This is a genomic window from Lentzea waywayandensis (assembly GCF_900115955.1).
Lineage (GTDB): Bacteria > Actinomycetota > Actinomycetes > Mycobacteriales > Pseudonocardiaceae > Lentzea > Lentzea waywayandensis.
In genome coordinates this window covers 1-23072 of the sequence record NZ_FOYL01000030.1, presented here as the reverse complement: position 1 = coordinate 23072, position 23072 = coordinate 1, and the positions used below count along the sequence as shown (strand labels likewise).

The following is a 23072-nucleotide window of genomic DNA, read 5'->3' as shown; positions in this document are numbered from 1 at the left end:
CGCCTCGGGCGTGGCCTTGCCGTACTTCTTGAGCAGGCGGGGGTCGAGCGAACCGGCGTTGACGCCGATCCGGATCGGGGTGCCGTGGTCCTTGGCGGCGGCCGCGATCTCCTTCACCTGGTCGTCGAACTTGCGGATGTTGCCCGGGTTGACCCGGACCGCGGCACAACCAGCCTCGATGGCGGCGAAGACGTACTTCGGCTGGAAGTGGATGTCGGCGATCACCGGGATCTGGGACTTCCTGGCGATCGCGGGCAGAGCGTCAGCGTCGTCCTGCGACGGGCAGGCGACGCGCACGATGTCGCAGCCGGACGCCGTCAGCTCTGCGATCTGCTGCAGAGTCGCGTTGACGTTCGACGTGAGAGTCGTCGTCATCGACTGCACAGAAATCGGGTGCTCACTACCCACTCCCACCCGGCCGACCTGAAGCTGACGAGTTCTGCGCCGTGTCGCGAGCACAGGAGGCGGCGGATGAGGTAACCCCAAATCCACGAGCATCGCTACCGCCTCCGGTTGATCAGCGCTTCGACACGACGCGAAGGATCAGTTTCCAGAAACACGAAGCCACAATGCGATCGTGATCGCACCACTCACGACCACCGTGACGGAAGATCAGGGTCCTGGTCGTAGACAGGCTCACCCGCGAGTCCCGCCCTCACTGCGGCAGCGATAGCGCTGCCCGTGAAGCCGTGCTCCCGCAGCACTTCCTGACGACTCGCGTGCGGCAGAAATCGACGTGGGAATCCCAGGTTGTGCACCGGTACGGTGCCACCCGCATCAATCACGGCTTGGGCAAGAATGCTGCCTGCCCCACCTGTGCGCACGGCGTCCTCCACTGTGAGCACCAGGCGGTGTCGACCGGCCATCGTGACCACGGCACGCGGCAACGGCAAGATCCACCGCGGATCGACCACGGTCACCCCGATGCCGCTGTCGGACAGTTCGCGAGCAGCATCGAGGCAGATGGCCGCAGTCGGTCCCATCGACACCAGCAGGACGTCCTCATGGGGCGTCCGGTGCAACACGTCGACACCGTCGACATGGCCGACCGCCTCGATCTCGCCGTCCGCTACCGACTTCGGGAACCTGACCACGGTTGGTCCGCTGGTCACGCTGACCGCTTCCCGAAGCAGTTCCCTCAACCTCCGAGGGTCTCGTGGCGCAGCCGCGCGCAATCCTGGCACCGCGGCCAGCATGGACACATCCCAGACACCGTGGTGGCTTGGCCCATCAGGACCGGTGACGCCCGCCCGGTCGAGCACGAACGTCACCGGCAGTCTGTGCAGCGCGACGTCCATGACGACCTGGTCGAACGCCCGGTTCAGGAACGTCGAGTACACGGCGACAACCGGATGGCATCCGCCGAGCGCGAGGCCTGCCGCTGTCGTGATCACGTGCTGCTCGGCGATTCCCGCGTCGACGACTCGGTCGGGGAACGACTTGGCGAATCGGCCAAGGCCAGTCGGCAACAACATCGCGGCCGTCAAGCACACCACGTCGGGACGTTCCGTGCCTATCGCTACGATCTCCTCACCGAACACATCGGTCCACGTAGGACGCGCGGCTGCGGCCGCCACCCCCGTTACCGGATCAGTCGCACCGATCGCGTGCATGCGGTCGGCATCATCCGTCTCGGCGTGCGGATAGCCCTTTCCCTTCAGCGTCAAGCAATGGACGACGACCGGTCGCCGCATCGCGCGAGCCTGCCGCATCGCGCGTTCCACCATCGGAAGGTCATGTCCGTCTACCGGCCCCAGGTAAGCGAGACCCAGCTGCTCAAAGATCGGGGTCACACGCCCCGGGGTGCGAAGATCACGCAAGTGCTCGGCGAACCCACCGAGCGTAGGACCGTACGAGCGCTCGTTGTCGTTGAGCACCACAACAATCGGACGACCGGACACACCGATGTTGTTGAGCGCTTCCCAGCACATTCCTCCGGTGAGTGCACCATCACCGACCACGGCAACAACGGATCGCTCACCCTTGCCGGTCAACTCATCCGCTCGTGACAGTCCGTCTGCATAGGACAGTGCGGTGGAGGCATGTGAATTCTCGATCATGTCGTGCACCGACTCGGCTTGACTCGGATAGCCCGACAACCCACCTCTGATCCTCAGCGTGGAGAATCTGTGCTGGCGGCCGGTCAGGATCTTGTGCACGTAGGCTTGATGCCCCGTGTCGAAGAGAATCCTGTCCTTGGGCGACGTGAAGACCCGGTGCAGCGCGATCGTGAGCTCGACAACTCCGAGGTTCGACCCGAGGTGACCACCCTGAGCGCACACACTGGTGATCAGGAACTCTCGGATTTCGGCGGCAAGCGCGCAGAGCTCGTCCGACCCGAGCTGGCGAAGCCAGCCGGAAGAGTGCGTGGCGATCTGTTCCTCGATCATCGTTCTCACTCCGCTCAATCCAGCCGCGGGAGGCGATCCCACAGCGGTACGAAAGCTGTCGTTCTCGAGGCGCACCCACCGCGTCCAACTGCTCGTTTCGCCACTGTCGGTGATAGCAACGTCGTCGTGCCCGGCCTGCTCCTCGCCGCGGAGGTCCGATGCACCGCCGACTCCGCTGTCGCTGTGATTTGACGCACAACTACGCCTCGTCCCGCCGTGCCGATCAAGTCGGAAGCCACCCACATGGCACCGAGGGGCACGGTTTGGTGCCCTTCAGCAATTACGGCGAACGGGCGACGCGGCCCACCTGGCCGGGGAATGGCTTGTGTTCACGACGTCGTCGTGAGTGAGACAGGCTCGTCAATTGACATCACCAGCCCTGAGCGCCCACCAGGCCGCTGATCACCGCTGCCGCGCTGGCGCCGTGCCCACCCGGCGAGCCCGCCAGGCTCGACACCACCGGGCGGCAGTTCACCCCCTGAACCGCCGATCACGCCGATCACGCCGATCACAACATCAACGCCTGTCTGCAACCACCGCGCTCGTGAATGCGCGAGACCGTCGAGACTGACGCCGGCACGAGACTCGTGCTCGTTCGACGATCAAATCTGGCCCCAGAGGGCAGCTCGGGGTCAAGATCAGCGGTGCGCAAAGTGCCGTAGCACCGTCCGCCGAACGAACATGATCGTTCCGATACGACACACACGACTTGGTGTCCGATCGCGACGAGCACTCATGATCGACGCGACTCCAGGTTCCGGCACAGGCCAAGAGAGCCGCGGTGGTCCACCGTCTCATACGCAAGATCGCCGGCTGGCCGATGATGATCGTCATCGCGACGAACGCGACGCTCTTTCCTGCCAGCGCCTTCCTCGATCCGCGGTCGAAGTTACCGCGAACTACGGCCAGCGCAGACGGAAGGGCAGATCGGTGACGCACTCGCGCCCCTACAGACTCGATCCTCGGACATCGGCCGTAGCGCGCTGGTGGCACTGGCTGCGCGAATTCGTCCTCGACTTCGGCTGGGGGCCATTCACCGACCGGGGTGCCTGCCAACTCCGAATCCCCTACCGAACTCTGATCAGCGGCCAGCCCGTCCGGTCGGCGTTGTGCGCTGTCCGTACTTCGTCGGCGTCACAGTCGGCGTCTACGCAGCAAGCCGGCAGTACTGCCCGTCGACCGGGTCACCCAGACGCTGTCCCGTCCTGCGCTACAACGTGCCCCGCGACGGCCGCACCTCAACGGGCGAATCTGCTGGACAACATCAACGCCGACTACGTGCGGACTGCCCGACCATCCGGCCTGACCAGGGTGCAAGCGATCCGGCGGCACGCGCGCGTCGAGCGTCGTTGACACCGACCGCAACGTCGATCGCTTTCACGATCCCAGTGGGTGCTCACCGGTGCGGTGATCATCGAGACATCGTTTGCCGGGAAGGCATGGGCCGGTATTTCGTCCGAACTTGAACCGCGCGGTCGTGTCGACATCACCCGCATGGCACACCTCCACCCCTGACCGGTCCGCCGAGATCGTCCAGCGAGATGGTTCGCGAGAGACGAGGTGCACGGCGACCTTCGCGGTCACGCCGCTTCACTCCGCCGTTCAAGGGCCGCCAGCGCTTCACGGAGAATCTCGGCGCGGTCAGAGACCACGCCGAAGCTCGTGGCGTGGTTGACGTAGACGTCAGGTGAAACCACGAACCGGGCAAGCGATTCAGCCTCGCGAACGAACGGCGCCAGGCGGGTTACCCGACCCGCGTACACCGCGACGTTGATGTGATTCCAATGCTGCTCATCGCTTGCCACCCTCAACAACGCCGCAAGCCCGAACCCATCGAGCTCGATGCAGGCCTCCTCCCACGCTTCCCTTCGGGCAGCCTCAACCAATCCTTCATCTGTCGGTTCGACCATCCCGCCTGGAAGCTCCACACCGCGACACAGTTGAACGACGACGAGGTCGCCGTCCGAGGTCACCGGCACCGTCATGACGGCGTCCACGCGAAGACCGTGCAACTCCTCCAGATCCAGCCGAGCCAGAGTCACTGGGACGCCTTTGAAGATGAATTTGCTCTTTCGTCGGTCGAAGGTTCTTCGAGCACCACGAACCGTCTCGGTGCCGCCAGGTACATCAATTCCGTGTCTCGTCACGCCGGCAAGCACGCCGAAATTCAGCTCGAGGTTCGTCCGCTACCGAGACGCACCGCTGGACTGCACCAAAGTGCACAGATCCGCTCCCCCCGGCGTGCCGATCTCATGCCAACACTCGGCCAAGTGACGTTGCGTTCACTCTCAGTGCCCGCAGACTGTTCCCTTCAAGTGCCGGCGCCACCGACGCCATCGCCCCTCAAGTTGATCCACTTAGCCTTGATCAAACGCGCACGTGCACGAACGGGCAGGAGACCATGGCCTTGTGACTCGATCTCCGGTGCGGATCTTGAGGTCCTTTTGGAACTGATGTTGTTTGCATCACACATCCAGACGGATGTGTGATCTCGGCGATGAACACGACTTCACGCGTTGCGCGTCAAGATCTACCTCCCCCACTTTGTGATCGGAGCAGTCGAATGAACACTGAACTCCTCACCGAAGTCGACGCCCTCCTCGATGGAGCCGACCTGGCTCCCGCCGATACCCCCGACATGCTTCCCGTGTTCGAAGGGGGCGGCGGCGGCAACGGCGGCGGCTGCTGAGCTGTCGTTCCTTCCGCTCGTTCTCGGAGGATTCCACCTCCGAGAACGAGCGGCCCGCTTCAGGCTCCGTCCACTGGCGTCCGGGTGACTGGCCCCATGGTGGTGGATCATGAAGACGATTCAGAGTGAACTTTCAATGTGGTGGGCCTCATGATCGAAGCGGATGGCATAGCCCGGACGTACGTTCGACGCGGCAAAAAGGTGGAGGCCGTGCGCGACCTGACACTACGCGTGGACGAAGGCGAGATCGTCGGCTTTCTCGGCCCCAACGGCGCCGGCAAGACAACCACCATGCGCATCCTGACCACTCTGCTTCGCCCCACGTCCGGGAAAGCGACCATCGCCGGCCGCGATCTGATCAAGGATCCCAACGGCGTGCGCGCCCGCATCGGCTACGTCCCGCAAGGAACTGGGCTTTACGACGACAACACCGCGCTCGAAAATCTGGTTCTACAGGGGCGCATGCACGGAATGACGAAGAGCAAGGCACGGCAACGAGCAATGGATCTCGTTGAACAACTTCAATTGACCGGTTTTCAAGGTCAGCTGGCGAAGACCTTGTCCGGCGGCCAGCGCCGCCGCGTCGACATCGCACTCGCGCTGGTCCACCGTCCCCACTTGCTCTTCCTCGACGAGCCGACCAATGGACTGGACCCGCAGAGCAGGGCTAATCTGTGGGATCACATCCGATCGCTCCGCGGTCAAACGACGGTGTTCCTCAGCACCCACTACCTCAACGAGGCAGACGCTCTCGCGGACCGCGTGTTCGTCATTGATCACGGGAGCATCGTCACACAAGGAAGCCCGGCTCAACTCAAGGCGACGATCTCAGAGGGCGACCTCATTCAATTCGGCGTGCCCCAAGACGCAGTCGACGAAGCAGCCCGCATCGCTGGCGGATTGCGCGACGCGTCAGGAGTAGAAGCCAGCTCGAATGGTTTGATCACGTTCCGCTCTCCGAACGGAGAAGCTGCGACGAGCCACCTGATCCGACACTTGGTAGACGCAGAAATAACGCTGTTGTCGCTGCAACTCACGCGCCCGACTCTTGACGACGTCTTCCTATCGGTGACCGGACGGAGCTTGCGCGATGATTCTCCGTGACACTTGGCTGATCTACACGAACGAGCTCATGCAGCGCAAGCGTCAGATCTTGTGGCTTGTCCTGGGGCTGTTTCAGCCTTTGCTCTACCTCTTCGCGTACGGGCCCCTGGTCACGAAGCTCATGTCCTCGTTCTGGCACACCAATACGTGGGACACCTTCCTGCCCGCTCTACTACTGCAAGCCGCCCTGACGCAGAGCATGTTCGCAGGGCTCACCTTGCTCTGGGAAAAGCGCATGGGTGTGGTCGAGCGGTTCAGAGTTGCGCCGATAAGTCGTTACGCGCTCGTCTTCGGCAAGCTCGGAGCAATTGGAACCACCACAGCTCTACTGTCGTTCTTCGTCGCCATGATCTGTCGATCATTTTTCGCGCTCAACTCCAACATGGTCAACATAGCGGTGTGCGTCCTGTTCAACGTTTTGTTGTCCATGTTTGTAGCCGCGTGCTCATACGCGCTCGCACTGCGCGTCAACAACGAGGAAACGCTGAGCCCAGCCTTGAACGCGCTGCTCCTACCGCTACTGCTTCTATCAGGCGCCTTCATCCCGATCACTAAAGATTCATCCCCTGGATGGCTGCAGCAGGTCTCCCTCTTCAACCCCATCACCTACATCATGGACGCAGACCGAGCGATCCTGCGCGGCAACTATTTCGATTCCAACGCGGTGATCGGAACAGCGGTACTGCTGGGCCTCGGCTTCTTCTCCATAACTTGGGTCGCCCGGGCCTTCACCCACGAAAGCGCCTAGAAACGCTTCCAGACGAGGGCCACAGGGACCAACATCCTCCCCGAACGCTCACAGAGCGGAGTGCCGAAATGATCACCGAACTCAACCTCCACATGGTGCGGCGGTTGGCGGAGGAGCTGGCCGAGCGCACACCCACCTCCTCCAGAATGCTGTTCAAGATCGTCGGTGAGATCGAGGACGACACGGAGTTGGGGCGACTCATGAACAATCACCCCGCCGCAAACGAGACACTTTTTCCAGTCCGATTGCTCGCAGGTATTCAGTATCTGCTGGTGACCGGCCAGACCCCAGCACTGGCTCGTCATCTGAAGGGTCTCCTGAGGTACGGCAACGACGACGAATGGTGTGATCAGACGTGGACTCTGTTCCGCGCCGCCATCGACCACAACCCACGTTCCATCACCGCGGCGCTCGACCGTCCTGTCCAGCAACACCAGCCCGATCGTTCGGCTCCCCTGCTCCGCGGGCTCACCATGCTAGGAGCACCGAAGGTGCGCCTTCTCGAGCTCGGGGCGTGCGCCGGACTCAATCTGATTCCGGACCACTACCGGTGGGTCGCTCCGACCTGGGAGTGGGGAAGCCTGAAGTCGAGCGTTCGACTGGCCGCAGGCGGCCCATCACCCGGCGACATCACCATCGTCGAGAGGGCTGGTTGCGACAGGGCGCCACGCGACCCTCGCAACCCGGAGGACGTTGCCATCCTACGATCGTTCATTCCGTGCGAACTCAGCGTCGCGCGCATGGAACTGGACAACGCGATCGAACTCGCCGCTCAGGTCGGCACTCGTGTCGAGCAAGCCGACGCGGTGGAGTGGCTCGGCAGACAGCTGCAAAGCCCGACTGCCACAGATGTCTACACAGTTGTGTGGCACAGCTTGTTCTGGGGTTACCTGAGCCCGGAGGAACAATCCGCGATCGAAGAGCTGCTGTGCCGCGCGGCCACACGAATGCCGCTGGCAAGCATCTGCTACGAGCCGGCCGAATTGGCAAGGCCTGCACGGTTGCAACTCCGGCTTTACTCCTGACCCTGACAGCAACGGTGAGGCCCGCGCATGTCGACTCCTATCCCGATTCATCTCCGCCGGTTCGGATTCAGGCTCGATCCTGAGCTCGAGAGGTTGCGCGAGCAAGAACCGATGAGCAGACTTACACTGCCGAACGGCTATCGTGTCTGGCTCGTGACGAACCATCGCCTGGTCCGCGAGGTGCTCGCGAACCCGGAGACTTTCGGAAACAACGAACAAGGCTGGTTCGACCCCGCCAACGAGGGGTGGGCACCGACGCCTGCAGCTGGGCCGGATCGAGAATACGAACTCCACGGCAACATCACGGAATACAACGCTCCAGAGCACGGCAGGCTGCGCAAACTGCTTGCTCCAGCCTTCAGCGCGCGCCGCGTGAAGGAACTACGTCCTCTCGTAGAAGGCATAGTCGACGACTGCTTGGAGTCGATGATCAGTGCGGGAAGTCCCGCAGATCTCGTCAAACACTTCACGCTCCCCATTCCGTCGTTGACGATCTGCGAGCTCCTTGGTGTCCCGTACCGAGACCGAGTCGAGTTCGAACGCCGCGGCCGAGATCGCCTGGACACGAAACTCCCGCGTGCGGTCAGATTGCGAGCACTTCACGAATCCAGGCAGTACATGGTGGACTTCATCGCGAGTGAGCGCGCCCAACCTGGCGATGGATTCATTGGCAGACTCGTCCAGGAGCACGGTCACGAAATAGACGACCACGAACTCGTGGGTGCAGCGGACATCCTCTTGCTCGGCGGCTTCGAGACGACCGCACACATGCTGGCCCTCGGCACTCTGCTCTTGCTGCAGACCCCTCACCACTGGGCGGACGTACGCAACGGCGAGAATGTTGACGAAATCGTCGAGGAGCTACTTCGCCACCTATCGGTCGTCCAAACCGGTATGCCCAGAGTTGCCCATCGTGACGTAGAGATCGCGGGACAACTGGTACGCGCCGGCGAGCGGATCCTGTGCTCTCTTCCATCCGCCAACCACGATCCCGAAGCGTTCGCTCAAAACGCCGACGTCTTTCAACCGCTCCGCACGAACAAGTCCCATCTCGCCTTCGGTCACGGGATCCACTACTGCCTGGGGGCTTCGCTCGCCCGGCTGGAAATGCGATCCTCGTATCAGGCTCTTGCCCGACGACTTCCCAGCCTCCGCTTGGCCGAGTCGCCTTCGAGTGATCAGTACCTTCAGTCCTCCAATGTTTTCGGCCTCGGCTCGTTGATGGTGGAGTGGGAGCCTGAAGATCGACTACGCGCGAGCTGACAAGCGCCGCAACGTGCCGGCAGTTGTCCACAACACCGAACGACGACCTGTTCATGATCGAGGAGCGGCCGCACTACTCTGACACAATGCAAGAAAGTGCAATCTTCAATGCACTTCTTCTTCTCTTTGGGGTTCATTTGCGGGCACCAAAACCCTACTCCTCACGAGGTGGAACCTGCACGGAACGCTGCACAAGGCGCCGAGTTGCAAGCCTTGGCCCCGCCGGGGACCAGGGCATAATTGTCGTACCTATTTTCAGACGTCACCACTTCCGAGAAGCGGTCTTGACTTAGCTTTCCGCTTAAACCTACAATACCGATCGATTGTTCCAATCGATTGCAGAAATCGGGACGATCGCCTTCGACAGGAACCCATCAGTGATGAGGTGAGCCATGTTCGATGAAGCGCTGGAACTGCTCAAGGAAGCAGTTCCCGTCTCCGTCTCCCCCATGAGGTACTGCTGGAACGGCGAATGCGAGAAGACGGAGGAAGAAGCAACCGAATGATACGTGCCGGGGAGGTCGAGTCCGGCAGCGGCGCCCGATCTCCCCGGCGACATGACCGCCGGCCAGGGTGGTCGCCGTGCGCGAGAACAAGGGCATCCGCGCGAAGTATCCCAGGTCTGACGTCCGTCGAGGTGTGCGATGATTCCTACGCTGACTTTGGAGATCGCCAGTCCAGGTGCGATCCCGGTGGCGTTGCGTGCGTTGAATCTGGCTGGAATGAAGCCCAACCTCGTTGAAGTGTTCTGGGATGGCTTCTGTCATTTGGAACCGATTGAGGTCATGGGACACCTCGAGGAGTTCGACGCTGCCATATCGTTGCACATATCGAATTCGCGCTTTCTGGAGACTCCTGAAGACGAACTGTCGGGCTATTTGTCGCGCCTGCGGAAGTCTATTTCGGTTCTCGCTCCCACAGCTGTTTCGGATCACGTTTACCGATTCACCGTCGGGCAGCTGCGTCCCTGCTTTCCACTGGAGTGCGACTATCGCGCAGTCGAGAGAAGTGCAGTAGATCGAATCATTCGTTACCAGGACACGATTGGCCAGACTCTCCTTCTGGAGAACTACGCTTCGACTTCCGCAATTGGCGGAGCACAGCCGGAATTCTTTGAGGAAATAATGTCGAAGACCGGATGTCGCCTTCTCTGGGATGTCACCAATGCACTCGTGGCGCACTTTAACGGCTGGTGCGAGATCGATCGCTGGACCCATCTTTTGGAGAAAAGTCGATCATTGCATGTGCACGTGGGCACCCTCGGCGTCGACAAGTACGAAGGCGACTACCGAGTTACCCAAGGCGACGGGCCGGACTCGGCTTCCATGGAGCTGCTGAAGGACACTGTGCGGCTGTTTCCGGTGAGTCACATCGTCTATGAGGGCTCCGCGGGGGCCTCGGCGGAAGATCTTGCCCAGAGCCTGCTCGCCATCGAGAGCGCCGCGCTGCGCAGCCCGTTCGGTTCGGCGGGAAGCAATCCGTACTCCGGAGGAGGGCCGAGAAACCGGGGGCGGAGTGGTGACGAACCCCAGGATGACAGCAGGCAGATCGAGCGCGCACTTCGAGATCTGTACCTCACTTCCACGATCCCGAACGACCTGCCGGAGGGTCACTCGCTTTGGCAGGCGCCGTTGTACGGAACTCCGGCGGACGCCAGTACGGCCGAGATCGAGTCACGAATGATGCGAGCAGGTGAACTGTGGCTGGAAAACCACGATCTCTCGCACGGCCGTCTCCTGGTGCTTTCTCGTTCGGACGCGGAGCTGTCGTTCGGATTCGAGAGAGCGGCGTCACCCAGTGAGTCAGCCAAGGCTCGCGGGCCGATTCGGCGAAGATTGCTTTCGCCACTGCGGTCGCACGGCGTTGGCGGATATCTCTTCGCGGAGACCGACCACCGACTGTGAAGACCCTTCCCGCGATGCCGTCCTCGCGAGGTGACCAGCCAAAGTTTCGACGAGCCCACCGGGCCGACCCCTGCTCCCTTCCGCCGACGCACGACGAATGAGCAGCAACCGAGGCCTCGCCTTCATGAGTACACACCGCCGGGAGCCGACAAACCCTTCGAGAGCAACGACTCGAAGTTCCAATGGTCAATAGTGCGCCAGCATCGTGTATCCGAACGCGCCTGATCACTTGGCATCTTCAAGATAGTCGCCTTCGGCCTGAAGCGTGGTGATGACGACCATGTCGTCAGTGGTGCGGCCTCAGTCGTGCGACCGCCAGCGCGGCACCTCATTCGGCGTAGGCTACGAGCAACAGCGTGAACACACCGACAACACGAGGTGGTGGAACAACATCTGTTCCCTGCCGCACAACGATGTCAGGTTGATCATCGCTCTGGACAACGACGGCCCAGCCAGATAGCTCATCCCATCGCCGTGTTGTCCGCACGTCAAGGCAACCAGGCCGAGCGGAACGTCGAGCACCGCGGCAACCAGGCTGAGGTACCGGCACAGACAGGCCTCGACGAGCTCTCGGCCGTGCTTGCTCACGGGCAGGAATCTCCTACGGTCTCAGCCAAGTCGACCGTGCCGGCGAACGACTCCAGCACGACGTTGTCGTCCATCTCGACGCCACGTCGCCCCTGGACGTGCCACAGCGCCGACGTCCGAGAACCGGCCGAGAACTGCCACATGAGCGCGTCATAGATCGGTGTCCCACTCACAGCGGAATCTTCTCCCCGAACGTAGCTCCCACAACGACAGAACCCCTCGCAATCCCCGCATCGGGTGATCAGCACATCACGGTTTCCTTAACTGCGGCGCGTCGTGCCCTTCGACTTCGCATGGCCCCACCAGATCCGCCGGGTGGCACCGTCCTATCCGGACGAACAGAGTCAACGTCGACCTTGGCGGCTTCGCGGCCGGCGGCATCGGCAAACCGCCAGACGACGTCTTCCGTGAACTGCTCGACACCCTCGGAGTTCCCCGTCGTTGACCTTCTGCCACCGGAAGTAGTCATCCAGCTGCCTGGCAAGGACCACTCACAGGGCCTCCACGTACGGCCACACACAAGAGGGCGGCACGAACTTGGCAAGCACATTGCTCACACGAGCGCGAGCGGTCCGTTCGCGCGACGTTGCAGGTCGGTCTCAACACCGTTGCAGCACAACGCTTCAAGTGTGCGTAGCAGCCGGAGGTCGAGATCTCCAGCAGTCGCGCCATGCGCCAGACCGGTTCTCCTCCAATCGCTGCAAGGCACACCGAAGCTTTCACCAAGAACGCCTTGTCCTTCTCCAGCTCGGCGACCTGTGATCTTCCCCAGGCTCGGCGGGCCGTGCTGCGGCTGTACACCGAGTATGTTCCCCGATCGGACAATCGGCGGATTCTCACGGCAGCGGCCCCAGACCGACCTGGCCCCAGCGCATGACCGACGCGCCCGCCGTGGACACGGAGCCGATCGTGTAGACGAGCACGAGGTCGCCCTCCTTGATCAGTCCGTCACGAGCTCCGTGGAAGAGGTTGGTGGTGAGCAGCGCCGGGCCGACGTTGCTGTACAACGGATACGTGCTGATGGTCTTGTCCGGCGTGAGGCCGAGCACGCGGGCGCAGAACTGCGGGTACCACGCGACCGGCGAGTTGCACACGAAGAAGTCGATGTCCAGCAGGTCCACTCCGGCGCACGCGAGCGCGCCCTCGCAAGTCTCGCGCAGTGAGGCCTCGGCCGTATCGCGGAGAATGCGTCCCGTGGCCTTCGAAGCGGTGGTTCGGATGTGCGGTTCGCCGTGCTCATCGACCACGATGTGGTTGGAGAACGTATCGCAGGTCGACGCGGTGTTGGTGCTCATCGAGCCCATGACGCCCACGCCTTCCGGTGTACGGCCCACGACGAAGGCACCCGCGCCATCACCCCAGAACCAGGCGAGCGTGTCCGAGTAGTCCGAGACCCGCGAGTAGGTGCAGGAAATGACCACCAGCACGATTTCGTACCTGCCTGCCTCCACCAGGGCGGTGGCGGTCTCCAGCGACACAAGACCGCTTGAGCAGGCGCTCTCGACGTTCCACGCGGTGCCTCGCATCCCGAGCTCACGGGCGAGGTACGCGGCGTTTCCGGGGCCTAGCTGGTCGGGCATGAACGAGGTCACGATGGCGAGGTCGACATCCGCGACGTCCAGGCCTGCGGCGTCCAGCGCCCGCCGGGCCGCGCGTGCTTCCAGGTCCAGCGCGGTTTCGCCGGGTGCAAGGATCCGGCGTTCGACCGCCCCCCGGAACGGATCGGCAAGGTAGGGCGCCATCTCGCGTTCCCACGTGTCGAGCCGTACCTTCTCGTCCTGGGGCGAGAACACCTGGGCCAACGACCGGGACTCCGCAGTGGCCACCAGCTCCGGGTAGTTCTCCCGGAAGTAGTCGTTGGTCCGTACCGAGGCCGGAAACGCCACGGCCAACGACCGAATTCCGACACCACCAGGCATGATCACAGCTCCATTCGTTGAGAGGTCAGGCTGGCGACGCGTTCGCCCATCGGCGCCGAGCACGTGTCGTCCACCAACACGTCGAGCACAAAAGGCCCTGGCGCGGCCAAAGCCACCGCCAACGCCTGGTCCAGTTCGGTCTCGTCGGTCACCGTGATGCCGTCGGCTCCCATGGCACGGGCCAATCCCACGAAGTCGGTGCGCGGCATCCGGACCCCCTCGGGCCGGAGCCCTTCGGCTGTCATGCCCTGCCGCACCATGCCGTAGGCGCTGTCGTTGAGCACCACCCAGACCGCTGGGATCTGGTACTGCACAGCTGTGCTGATCTCGTTGTTCATCAACAGCGCGCCGTCGCCGACAATTGCGACCGCCTTGCCGTCCACCGCGTGAGCGGCTCCCAGCACACCTGTTGCTGCGTGGCCCATTGCCCCGAAACCGGTGCTCACCCGGTATCGGGCTGTGTCGAACTCGAGGTGTCGCCCCGCCCACAGGAAGGAGTTGCCGGCTTCCGCGAGGACTGTCGCGTCGCTACCGTCGACGATCACGCGCTGCACCGCGGCCATCAGCACTTGAGGCCGCACTGGCCCGGAGCGCGGAGCTTCCACCGGCCGAGCCCGTCGACCCGGCGGCGGTTCGGCCGTCCGAGCGGGTAGTGCGTCGAGCACCTCGCGCAGGAAAGCCCTGATTTCGCAGTGAACGGGGATCAGCGGCACGCCCGGATACGCGGAGCCAGGCACGTCCTCGTCGAGGTCGACGTGGACAAAACCCCTTGGTGGGACCAAGTCAGGGCTCCAGAAGGAGGTCATCTCCCCCAAACCGCTGCCCAGCACCAACATCCGGTGCGGGTGGTCGGTGAACGCGCCACCTGCGAGCCCGGTCACGCCGACGAATGCCGGGTGGCGCTCAGGGAAGATGCCCTTCGCTCGTGGTGAGCACAGGACCCGCGTGCCAGTCCGTTCGACGAGCTCCCGGATTTCACTGGCCGCGTGGCGCGCGCCGAAGCCAAGCCAGAGCGTCATGTGCTCGGCGCGCAGGAAATCCGCGACCAGCGCGACCATGGCTGGATCGGGTGGGGCCTGCGGGGAATCCGGCGGCAACCGCAGCGGTCGGGTGGCACCCGACAACTGCCCGTCGCGGGTGAGGCTGAGGTGCGCGACGAATCCGCCCGGGCCGCGCATCCCCGCGGCCAGTGGCGCGACGACATCAGTGAGCTCGTTGTCGACCAGCGCGGCGTAGTGGAACAGCGGTCCCTCGGTGAACATGTCCGCACCGAGCGCCGCCGGGCTCGTTTCCTGGAACGGGTGACGTCCCCACGACCACTTCGGCGTCGCGCCGGAGACGAGCAGGACCTTCGCACCGTCCGAACGGGCGGCGTGAAGGCCGGTGATCGCGTTGGTGATACCAGGTCCCCCAGTGACGCACACCGCGACCGGCGCACCCGTGGCGAAGTAGGCCTCGACGGCGGCGAACACCGCACCGCACTCGTGCCGGAAGTGCAGGAGCTCGAGGGGACTTCGCGCGATGGCATCCCACGTCGGGGCCACAGTGCCGCCGGGGATTCCGAAACCCGCGGTGACACCGAGCAGACCGAGCAGTTCGGGCACCTGCTCGGCGAGGGTGGTGCGCGGTGCGGCGGCGATGGTCATCGACCGCCGCCGTCGAACGCGTCGCGCGGCACCTTGCCCATGGCGGACCGCGGAATCCGGTCCACTGCCTCGATCAATCGGATCTTCTTGTGCGCGGCCACTTTCGCCGCCACATACGCCGCCACGCCGGCCAGCGCGACCGGACGGTTGAGCACGACGAACGCCTTCGGTAGCTCGCCCGCGAGGTCGTCCGGCACGCCGACCACGACAGCATCCACGACGTTCGGGTGGGTGAGCAGCACTTCTTCCAACTCGGACGGAGCAACCTGGTAGCCCTTGTACTTGATCACTTGCTTGCGCCGCCCGGTGATCGTCACGTAGCCGCGCTCGTCACGGCGCCCGAGGTCACCGGTGTCCAGCCAGCCCTCGGCGTCGGTGAACGGGACGACTACACCCGGCTCGACCAGATAGCCAGGCGACACCTGAGGACCGCGGACCCAGATCTCGCCGGATTCACCCTCCGCACCGGTATCCGGGTTGATGAATCGGGTCTCGGTGTCCGGCAGCGGTCGGCCGATCGAGCCCGGCGTGATGGGTTCCCCGTCGGGCGGGGCACACGTACAGCCCGCCTCGGTCATGCCGTATCCCTGGACGACGGGGACGCCCAGGCGCTCGGCGCACGTTTTGGCGACATCGAGCGGCAGCGGCGCTCCACCGGAGAAGACCAGTCGGAGAGCGCTGGTGTCGTACCGTTCCACGTCGGGGTGCAGCGCCAGTTCGGCCAGCACGCTCGGTACCGCGTATGCGACCGTGACCCGGCGTCGGGCGATGACGTCGAGCAGGTTCGCGCCGGAGAACGGCGTCGACACCGTCACCAGGGTCGCTCCGGCGCGCAACGCCGGGTTCATGGCCATCTGCATCCCGTAGATGTGTCCGAACGGGGTCAGTCCGAGCACGACGTCGGCCGCCGTCAGCCGGTGCACGAGATCGATCTGAGTGAGGTTGACGGTCAGGTTCCGGTGCGTGAGCACGACCTGTCTCGGCACGTCCTGTGTGCCGCTGGACGACAGCAGCACCGCGGGCCGGTCGCCACCTCCGGCGGACGGGAGCCCGCCCGGCCTACCCGCCGCGACCAGGTCGTCGATCAGGAGGTCCGCGGTGGCCCTGTCCCGGCCCACCACGAACCTCGGCTTGCTCCGGGACAGGGCGGCGGCCCAATCCTCGGTGCTGCCGCGTGGTTCCAGCGGCAGCACGACACCGCCCGCCAGCAGCACGCCGTGGCAGGCGACGACGAACTCGGCGTTGCTATCGCACCGCAGCGCCACCACGTCACCGCACTGCAGACCTCGGCGAACGAGCGCGTCGGCGAGCCGCTCGACGTTCGCCTTCAGCTCGCCGTACCGGTGGCGCGCACCTGTCGAGTGCTCGACGAGCGCGACGCGGTCGGCGGATGCGGACTTCCACACCACCTCGGCCAGGTTCATCGCTTGCGGGCCAGCGTGAGGCCGTCCGCGATCGGCAGCAGCACCGACTCGACCCGGTCGTCGGCACGCACGTGCTCGTTGAACATGTCGATGGCCTTCCCGTTGGGGCTTGGCGACTCTTGGACGACCTCGCCGTAGTAGAGGACGTTGTCGACGAGCAACAGGCCGCCGGACCGGACCCTGGGCACGAGCAGCTCCCAGTACTCGATGTAGCCCGCCTTGTCGGCGTCGATGAACACCAGGTCGATGTCCGCGGTGTCCGGCAGCGCCCGCAGGGTGTCGGCGGCCGGGCCCAGCTCAAGCCGGATCCGGTCCGCGACACCCGCGTCGCGCCACACCTGCTCCGCGATGGCGGTCCACTCCTCAGACACGTCGCACGTGAGCACCCAGCCCTCCGGACCGAGTCCGCGCGACAGCGCGAGCGTCGAGTAGCCGGTGTAGGTGCCGATCTCGACCACGTTCCGTGCCCCGGTGATCTGGACCAGAATGGTCAACAGCACGGCCTGTTCGTGCGGAATCTGCATCTCAGCAGACGTGCCGAGCGCGTGCGTGCGCTCGATCAGTTCACGTTGCGCAGGCGTGGGCGGCTCGGCCTGCGCCAGCATGTAGTCGTACAACCGGTTGGTCATCACGATGTTCTTGAAGTCGTTCAACACGAGACCTTCCTGAGGGGTGAGAGCGAGCGCAGGACCGCGACGCTTTCACGCTGAGATCGTGTGGTCGGCTCGCCGTCGTGCACCAGCGGCCGGTCGGCGAGATCGACCAGCGCGAGCGCGATCAACACGTCGAACTGGGCGGTGAACCCGGTGCGCGAGATGGGCGTCCGGGTTAGCAGGAAGAACGCGTCGAAGATGGCGCGATCGCGATCAGTGACCGGTTGGTCGTGCCGCGAGCTCTGCCGCAGCAAGGACGCGCCGCTCCCGACCAGCCGCTTCGCCTGCGCGACATGCATGACCTGGCTGGTCCGGGCCGCCGCCACCAGTGTGGAGACCTCGCGGGCAGGCCGAACGCGGCGCACCTCGCGCAGCAGGCCGGGAATGTCTTCGTGATCACTGGCCCAACGGCCGCTGAACGCCGGGTCGGCACGCGCCATCAGCGGGCGGATCACGCGGCCGTACACCTCGGGCGAGCAGCTGCCGGTGTAGCGCAACAGCACCGAGTACGCCTCGTACAACTCGGCGGCCTCGACCGCACGAGCCTCTCCCGCCGCGACTGCGGTCAGCGACTCGGCAAGCAGCCGCCACACGCAGAAGGTCAGCTGGTGGCCGAGCCACCACCGGAACCGGGCGTGTTCGTCCGGGTCGGCGGGCGGCGGCCCGGACACCGTCGTGGGCACTGCCGGGCCGTTCGGGTCGAACGGGACACGGGGCATCGGGAGATGCACAGGCCCGACGCCCGCGATCGATACGCCCAGGTGCAGGAAGTCCGTTCCGCTCACGACCCGAAGTCCTCATCGTCTGTGATCTGGTCGAGCAGGTCCGCCGCCCAGGCAACGTCCGCCTGCAACGGGCGGTCCGGGTCGACCGCAGGAATGAGCTCGACCAGACGGTCCAGTACCTCGGCACATGCGGGCGCAGTCGGCCGGCGGCCGCCGACGTGGACGGCCTGCCGCAACGCCACCGCGAGTGCTCCGTGCAGCCAGCGCAGCGACCGAGCGTGGTCCAGCGCGTTCAACGCGGCCTGCGTACCGAACGGGACCACATCCTGGTTGTGCAGGTTGGTCGGCAAGCTCTGCACCGATGCGGGCAGCGCGGTGCGGCGCATGTCGGCGACCGTGGCTGTGGCGACGAGCTGCACGCCCTGGAGCCCGTGCTGCTCTCCGGGAACCGTGGCCAGCATCGGAGGCAGGCCGTTGTTGCGGTGCGGGTCGACCATCAGATCCAGCTGACGCTCGGCGAGGTTGCCCATCTGCACGGTCACTGTCGTCAGGAGGTCGGCTGCGAACGCGACGGGCTGGCCGAAGAAGTTGCCGCCATGCACGACCTCGCCGTACTCGGGGAAGAACAACGGATTGTCGCTGACCCCGTTGAGGTCGTCCGTCACGACCGAGGACACGTGGTCGAGCGAGGACGACGCCGCGCCCAGCAGCTGCGGGACGCACCGAATGCTGTAGGGCTCCTGCAGTCCGCGCGTGCCGGTGGGAACGGAACCGGCCAGCAGCCCCCGCATCCGCTCCGCCACGACTCCGGCATGCCGGTGGCCGAACGCTGTCATCAGGTGCTCGGACAGGTAACCCGCCGAACAGCCCAACACGTCGGCCATCACCGCCGACAACACCTGGGCCGCGAACAGTGATCGGCGAACCGAGACGACCGCGAGCCCGGCCGCCGCCGCGGTCAGCGAGGTGCCGTTGACCAGTCCGAGCGCGTCGCGGCCATCCAGTACCAGTGGACTGAGCCCGGCCGCGCGCAGCGCTTGTGCTGCGGGCATCCTGGTCGATCCGAGGTAGGCGTAGCCGTTGCCACGCAACGTTTCTGTCGCGTGGGCGAGCGGCACGAGATCACCGCTGGCGCCGACGGAGCCGAGCCTGGGCACGGCGGGTGAGAACTCGGTGCGCAACATCGCGACCAGCGCCTGCACGACCGACAACGACACACCGGACCGGCCTTGCGCCAACGACCAGAGCCGTGCGAGCAGCGCGGCGCGGACCACCGCGGGGTCGAGGTCGGCGCCATGACCGGTGGTGAGGTGGTTCAGCGTGTTCTCGGCCTGGTCGGCGAGCTTCGCCCGGCCGGAGAACGACACCAGCGGACCGAAACCCGTGGTCGCACCGTAGACCGGACGACCGCCTTCGAGTGAGTTGACCACGAATTCGCGACACTCCGCGACCCGAGCCAGGACATGTTCCTCCGCTATTACATCGGCGGGTCCGGAAACTTGTTCCAGAAAAATTGGCACAAGTTCTTCTGACAATCGCAGCTTTGGAACATCGAGCGTGCAAGGCTCACGCAGCATTGCATCTCCACTGAACATGTCGGGACAGGTCCGCGCGATTTCTGCGCACCACGCAGCTGCAATCGCGAATGTCCGGGATAGTTTACGTGCCACATGTCGCACAGGGATGAAAAGTGCCCTTAAGTGCACGTTTTATGACACTAGAGCAGAAGGGCGTCCAGGCAGTGGTCCCCGCCGTTGCGTGATCTTGGGACGTGCCGGGCTGGAGTGCATGCGTAAGCCTGCGGAAATCCTGTTACGGGGTGAGTTGCAGGGTTCGGCAAGGTCAGCGGCGGTTGCGACGAGACGTGTACCGGGCCAGTACTGATCTCAGGTGACGTTCATTGATGATGCGCAGGCGTTTGGTGACATCATGTCCGGCTGTGCCGACAAACCGCTCGGGCGAAGCCGTTCGCTTGCTGACACAGCGGCGGGATCTTCACAACCTGGATGCCGGCGCCAGCGGGACGGCGTCGAACGAGGTGCTGAATTGGCCGGACCGGTCGCAGACGAGGAGTCGGAAGTCGTCGGTCCGGTCGCTCAGCTCCCTGACCAGGATGCGGGCTTGCTTGGTGGTCCGTGGTCCATCGGGGCCGGCGGCGCCGAGGATGTGGACGTAGTGCGTGCGCGTGAGTCTTCACCTGCGCGTAGATGCGTGCATCGGTGCGCGAGTTCACAACCCCATGACTTGAGCTCAATGGCCGTCGGCCGCTGGAACGCGCCAGAATCGCGCTTACACTTGGCGACATCACCGCAATGCGCGCTGGACGCAACCGCGCCGATCAGGATCTCGCACACGGCCCAGTTTGCTGCCGCTGCTGGCGCATCGCCTGCGCACAGCCGCCGCGGCCAAATCCAGCACTTCCCTAGACCGCCACGAGCCGACGACCTCGCAACCCGCCGCGCCGTACTGCCTCGACCGAATCAACGCCGCCATCGCCGAACTGCGCGACTGCCGAGTGTGCTGTCACCAGCGCTGTCACCGCGGACTGGCCAATACCACGTTCCGTCACCGCTCTCCCGGCATCGGCCGCCTTGAACAACTCAAGCGGGACAGACAAGCTGCGGCACACCAACAGGCCGCCCAACCGGAGTCGGTCATCACGAACATCCAACGGCTCACCCTGGGCAACCGTGATCTTCGGTGTGCCGTGGGTACCGCTCGCGCGGTCACCAGACTGAACCGACTTCCACCTGAGCGCCAAGCGCGAAACGCCCAGCCTGTGTCAATCTCGACGGTGCTCGCTGAGCCGGTCAACTCGCGATGAGGGCCTGTTCGTTGCGTTGGGGCAGCATGTCCGTCAACTCGTCGACAAGAGCAACGAGACTGCGCGGGGACCAGGTGAGCGCGCCGTGGGCCGAGTCGACCTCGCGGTGCCGTGCGGCAGGGTCGAGACAGGTGCGCCAGTCCACGATTCGGTCGCTGCGCGAGTAGATGCTGGTGAAGGGAACGTGGACTGGAAAGGTTCCGGTGAGGTCGGTGCGTAGACGTGCGCAGCACGAACCCCAGCCGCATGATGCGCTCAGGAGTCCGGGCACGCGAAGCGAGCCGGCCATCGCGATGACGGACAGCTGTGCGAACAGCCACGGGTTCACGCCCAGGAGCCGGGTCAGCGGGCTGCCCAGGGTGATCAGTCCTCGGGTCAGGTCTGGTCTCCGCGCCGCGAGTACACGTCCGATTTGTCCGCCCCGGCTGTGCCCGATGATGATCGCAGGCTGCCCCGCGGCCTCTACCAGGCGCTCGAGCGCATCCTCGCTGCGCTGAACGATGTCCTCGCCGCAGCCAAGACCAAGCCGGGTGGGGGCGAGCCGACAGCGGAAGTTCAACTTGACCATCAGGTCATGCAAGGGCGCCAGCAGTTGCGCAGTGCTGCACAGCCCGCCGATCAGGAGAAGCGGTTGCTCACGCGCGTCCAGAGGCGCAGCGGTCCACAGTGGATGGGTCTTGATCTCCGCGCGTTGCGCCAGCGCCTTGGCTTCGTGCCACAGCGGGAGGTGCAGCAAGTCCGCCACGCGGTGCAGGAGGACCTGGGGGTCGACGGTCGTGAGTTTGTCCACCATGTGCTCCTCTCCGGGCTGCGCGGCTGCGCGCTGTCTCTGCACGGATACACGTGCGGCGGCGCCGATCAGTTCAGCTGCGACAAACGTCGCGCCGACCAACATGACCGGGTGCGCCTGGACGGGCCCAACTCCTGGTCACGCTCTGCCGCACCCGGTGCTGGGCAACAGAAACCCCGGCGGCCTTCGTTCGACGGCTTGTGCGACCTCTTGGTGAGTGTCTGAGTCAGCTGGGCGGAGAGTTCGCTGCACAGACTCCGGAACCAAGGGTCCGACATTGGGGAGGTGGAACACAGGCTCCTGCGGCACCGGGGGTGCGCGCGAGTTCGACCGCGGGAAGGACTTGTGTTGAGCGGCGGCTGGCCCGCCGTACATCTGGCACGAAGGCAGCAGACGAAAGGTGGAGGTTCGTGCAGCTCCGCTGGCCCCGCCGCGCGAACGTCGAATGCTCGTACCCGCTTGGTCGACAACAGGGTGGTTGCACCACCGGCGGTCAGACTGACCACCTCGAAGCGCTTCGGGCTCCACTACCGAAGTTCTCATGTTCGGTGCTCCCAGGTGTCCTTGCCGTGCAACAGCTTGCTCAGGTCCGCGGCCTTGGCGTTCTTGGCCTCGTTGACCTGCGCGCGCACGCCGTCGTCGTACGTCGGCCGGTCTGCGCGCCGGAACACGCCCGTGACGGTGTGCGTGAGGTCCTGCGTCGACAGCCGCGAGAGCGCGAACGACAGGTTCAGGTCCGACGCGTCGTGCACGACGATGTCGCTCGCGTCCACGTCGGCGGACTTCGCGACCGCGAGCCCGAAGCCCTCACGGATCACGCAGTACTCGCCCTCACGACCGAACCTGATCGGCTCGCCGTCGACGACGTTGATGATCCGCCGCTGTGCCTCGTCCGCGTCCTTCAGCACGTCGAACGCGCCGTCGTTGAAGATGGGGCAGTTCTGGTAGATCTCCACGAGCGCCGAGCCGCGGTGTTCCGCCGCCTGGCGCAGCACCGAGGTGAGACCGGCCTTGTCCGAGTCGAGCGCCCGGCCGACGAAGGAGGCCTCCGCGCCCAGTGCCAGCGACACCGGGTTGAACGGGTGGTCGACCGAGCCGATCGGCGTCGACTTGGTGACCTTGCCGGGTTCCGAGGTCGGCGAGTACTGGCCCTTGGTCAGGCCGTAGATCCTGTTGTTGAACAGCAGGATCTTGAGGTTCACGTTGCGCCGCAACGTGTGGATCAGGTGGTTGCCGCCGATGGACAGCGCGTCACCGTCACCGGTCACCACCCACACGCTCAGGTCCGGCCGCGCCACGGCGAGACCCGTGGCGATGGCCGGCGCACGGCCGTGGATGGAGTGCATGCCGTAGGTGTTCATGTAGTACGGGAAACGGGAC

General features: G+C 64.6%; 18 protein-coding genes. 6 read left to right on the top strand and 12 right to left on the bottom strand.

The window, feature by feature from the left end; translation table 11 throughout:
• The 3 genes from BM417_RS46455 to BM417_RS46445 all read right to left on the bottom strand — a co-directional run.
• A partial coding sequence (locus BM417_RS46455; RefSeq protein WP_177321004.1) for a flavodoxin-dependent (E)-4-hydroxy-3-methylbut-2-enyl-diphosphate synthase occupies positions 1-498 on the bottom strand: 498 nt, incomplete at its 3' end.
• A 92-nt stretch (positions 499-590) separates the two neighbouring features.
• Positions 591-2390, bottom strand: coding sequence for a 1-deoxy-D-xylulose-5-phosphate synthase (locus tag BM417_RS46450; RefSeq protein ID WP_093606520.1), 1800 nt, complete (start codon positions 2388-2390; stop codon positions 591-593).
• Positions 2391-3970: 1580 nt separating this feature from the next.
• Positions 3971-4549: an NUDIX domain-containing protein gene (locus tag BM417_RS46445; protein WP_143139129.1), complete on the bottom strand. Its 579-nt coding sequence runs from the start codon at positions 4547-4549 to the stop codon at positions 3971-3973.
• Between the two features lie 404 nt (positions 4550-4953).
• On the opposite strand from BM417_RS46445, the gene BM417_RS50060 reads away from it, so the two are divergent.
• From BM417_RS50060 to BM417_RS46420, 6 genes are all read left to right on the top strand, one after another.
• Positions 4954-5079: a hypothetical protein gene (locus BM417_RS50060; RefSeq protein WP_281251421.1), complete on the top strand. Its 126-nt coding sequence runs from the start codon at positions 4954-4956 to the stop codon at positions 5077-5079.
• 150 nt (positions 5080-5229) lie between these two features.
• The gene (locus BM417_RS46440; RefSeq protein ID WP_093606523.1) at positions 5230-6183 is read left to right on the top strand and encodes an ABC transporter ATP-binding protein; all 954 of its coding nucleotides are present in this window, start codon (positions 5230-5232) and stop codon (positions 6181-6183) included.
• Positions 6170-6931, top strand: a complete 762-nt coding sequence (locus BM417_RS46435) for an ABC transporter permease (protein ID WP_093606518.1) — start codon at positions 6170-6172, stop codon at positions 6929-6931. Before BM417_RS46440 ends, BM417_RS46435 begins: the two co-directional genes overlap by 14 nt.
• 68 nt (positions 6932-6999) lie before the next feature.
• Positions 7000-7956, top strand: a complete 957-nt coding sequence (locus BM417_RS46430; RefSeq protein ID WP_093606517.1) for a DUF2332 domain-containing protein — start codon at positions 7000-7002, stop codon at positions 7954-7956.
• A 27-nt stretch (positions 7957-7983) separates the two neighbouring features.
• Positions 7984-9219 carry a cytochrome P450 gene (locus BM417_RS46425; protein ID WP_093606516.1) on the top strand — a complete coding sequence of 412 codons (1236 nt, stop codon included), beginning with the start codon at positions 7984-7986 and terminating at the stop codon, positions 9217-9219.
• Positions 9220-9863: 644 nt separating this feature from the next.
• Positions 9864-11123 (top strand): multinuclear nonheme iron-dependent oxidase, encoded by a 1260-nt coding sequence (locus BM417_RS46420; protein ID WP_093606515.1) that lies wholly within the window; start codon positions 9864-9866, stop codon positions 11121-11123.
• Between the two features lie 584 nt (positions 11124-11707).
• On the opposite strand, the gene BM417_RS48405 is transcribed toward BM417_RS46420, so the two are convergent.
• The 9 genes from BM417_RS48405 to BM417_RS46375 form a co-directional block, all read right to left on the bottom strand.
• Positions 11708-11884, bottom strand: a complete 177-nt coding sequence (locus tag BM417_RS48405) for a hypothetical protein (RefSeq protein ID WP_177321003.1) — start codon at positions 11882-11884, stop codon at positions 11708-11710.
• Positions 11885-12547: 663 nt separating this feature from the next.
• Positions 12548-13630 (bottom strand): 3-oxoacyl-ACP synthase III family protein, encoded by a 1083-nt coding sequence (locus BM417_RS46410; RefSeq protein WP_093606522.1) that lies wholly within the window; start codon positions 13628-13630, stop codon positions 12548-12550.
• A gap of 2 nt (positions 13631-13632) precedes the next feature.
• On the bottom strand, positions 13633-15276 hold the full coding sequence (locus tag BM417_RS46405; protein ID WP_093606513.1) for a thiamine pyrophosphate-binding protein: 1644 nt from the start codon (positions 15274-15276) through the stop codon (positions 13633-13635).
• Complete coding sequence (locus BM417_RS46400; RefSeq protein ID WP_093606512.1) at positions 15273-16700, bottom strand: AMP-binding protein; 1428 nt, start codon at positions 16698-16700, stop codon at positions 15273-15275. The genes BM417_RS46405 and BM417_RS46400 overlap by 4 nt, the downstream gene beginning before the upstream one ends.
• Positions 16697-17356, bottom strand: coding sequence for an O-methyltransferase (locus BM417_RS46395; protein ID WP_245822898.1), 660 nt, complete (start codon positions 17354-17356; stop codon positions 16697-16699). Before BM417_RS46395 ends, BM417_RS46400 begins: the two co-directional genes overlap by 4 nt.
• Positions 17350-18138: a hypothetical protein gene (locus BM417_RS46390; RefSeq protein WP_093606511.1), complete on the bottom strand. Its 789-nt coding sequence runs from the start codon at positions 18136-18138 to the stop codon at positions 17350-17352. The genes BM417_RS46395 and BM417_RS46390 overlap by 7 nt, the downstream gene beginning before the upstream one ends.
• Complete coding sequence (locus BM417_RS46385; protein WP_093606510.1) at positions 18135-19655, bottom strand: aromatic amino acid ammonia-lyase; 1521 nt, start codon at positions 19653-19655, stop codon at positions 18135-18137. The genes BM417_RS46390 and BM417_RS46385 overlap by 4 nt, the downstream gene beginning before the upstream one ends.
• 1233 nt (positions 19656-20888) lie before the next feature.
• On the bottom strand, positions 20889-21797 hold the full coding sequence (locus BM417_RS46380; RefSeq protein ID WP_093606509.1) for an alpha/beta fold hydrolase: 909 nt from the start codon (positions 21795-21797) through the stop codon (positions 20889-20891).
• Positions 21798-22231: 434 nt separating this feature from the next.
• Positions 22232-23072: 2-oxoacid:ferredoxin oxidoreductase subunit beta (locus tag BM417_RS46375; RefSeq protein WP_093606508.1), on the bottom strand; the 841-nt coding region annotated here is incomplete at its 5' end.

Excerpts from the sequence above, each read along its gene's own strand:
- BM417_RS46450 (WP_093606520.1), bottom strand. The coding sequence starts at position 2,390 with ATGATCGAGGAACAGATCGCCACGCACTCTTCCGGCTGGCTTCGCCAG.
- BM417_RS50060 (WP_281251421.1), top strand. The coding sequence starts at position 4,954 with ATGAACACTGAACTCCTCACCGAAGTCGACGCCCTCCTCGATGGAGCC.
- BM417_RS46440 (WP_093606523.1), top strand. The coding sequence starts at position 5,230 with ATGATCGAAGCGGATGGCATAGCCCGGACGTACGTTCGACGCGGCAAA.
- BM417_RS46435 (WP_093606518.1), top strand. The coding sequence starts at position 6,170 with ATGATTCTCCGTGACACTTGGCTGATCTACACGAACGAGCTCATGCAG.
- BM417_RS46430 (WP_093606517.1), top strand. The coding sequence starts at position 7,000 with ATGATCACCGAACTCAACCTCCACATGGTGCGGCGGTTGGCGGAGGAG.
- BM417_RS46425 (WP_093606516.1), top strand. The coding sequence starts at position 7,984 with ATGTCGACTCCTATCCCGATTCATCTCCGCCGGTTCGGATTCAGGCTC.
- BM417_RS46420 (WP_093606515.1), top strand. The coding sequence starts at position 9,864 with ATGATTCCTACGCTGACTTTGGAGATCGCCAGTCCAGGTGCGATCCCG.
- BM417_RS46410 (WP_093606522.1), bottom strand. The coding sequence starts at position 13,630 with ATGCCTGGTGGTGTCGGAATTCGGTCGTTGGCCGTGGCGTTTCCGGCC.
- BM417_RS46405 (WP_093606513.1), bottom strand. The coding sequence starts at position 15,276 with ATGACCATCGCCGCCGCACCGCGCACCACCCTCGCCGAGCAGGTGCCC.
- BM417_RS46400 (WP_093606512.1), bottom strand. The coding sequence starts at position 16,700 with ATGAACCTGGCCGAGGTGGTGTGGAAGTCCGCATCCGCCGACCGCGTC.
- BM417_RS46385 (WP_093606510.1), bottom strand. The coding sequence starts at position 19,655 with ATGCTGCGTGAGCCTTGCACGCTCGATGTTCCAAAGCTGCGATTGTCA.
- BM417_RS46380 (WP_093606509.1), bottom strand. The coding sequence starts at position 21,797 with ATGTTGGTCGGCGCGACGTTTGTCGCAGCTGAACTGATCGGCGCCGCC.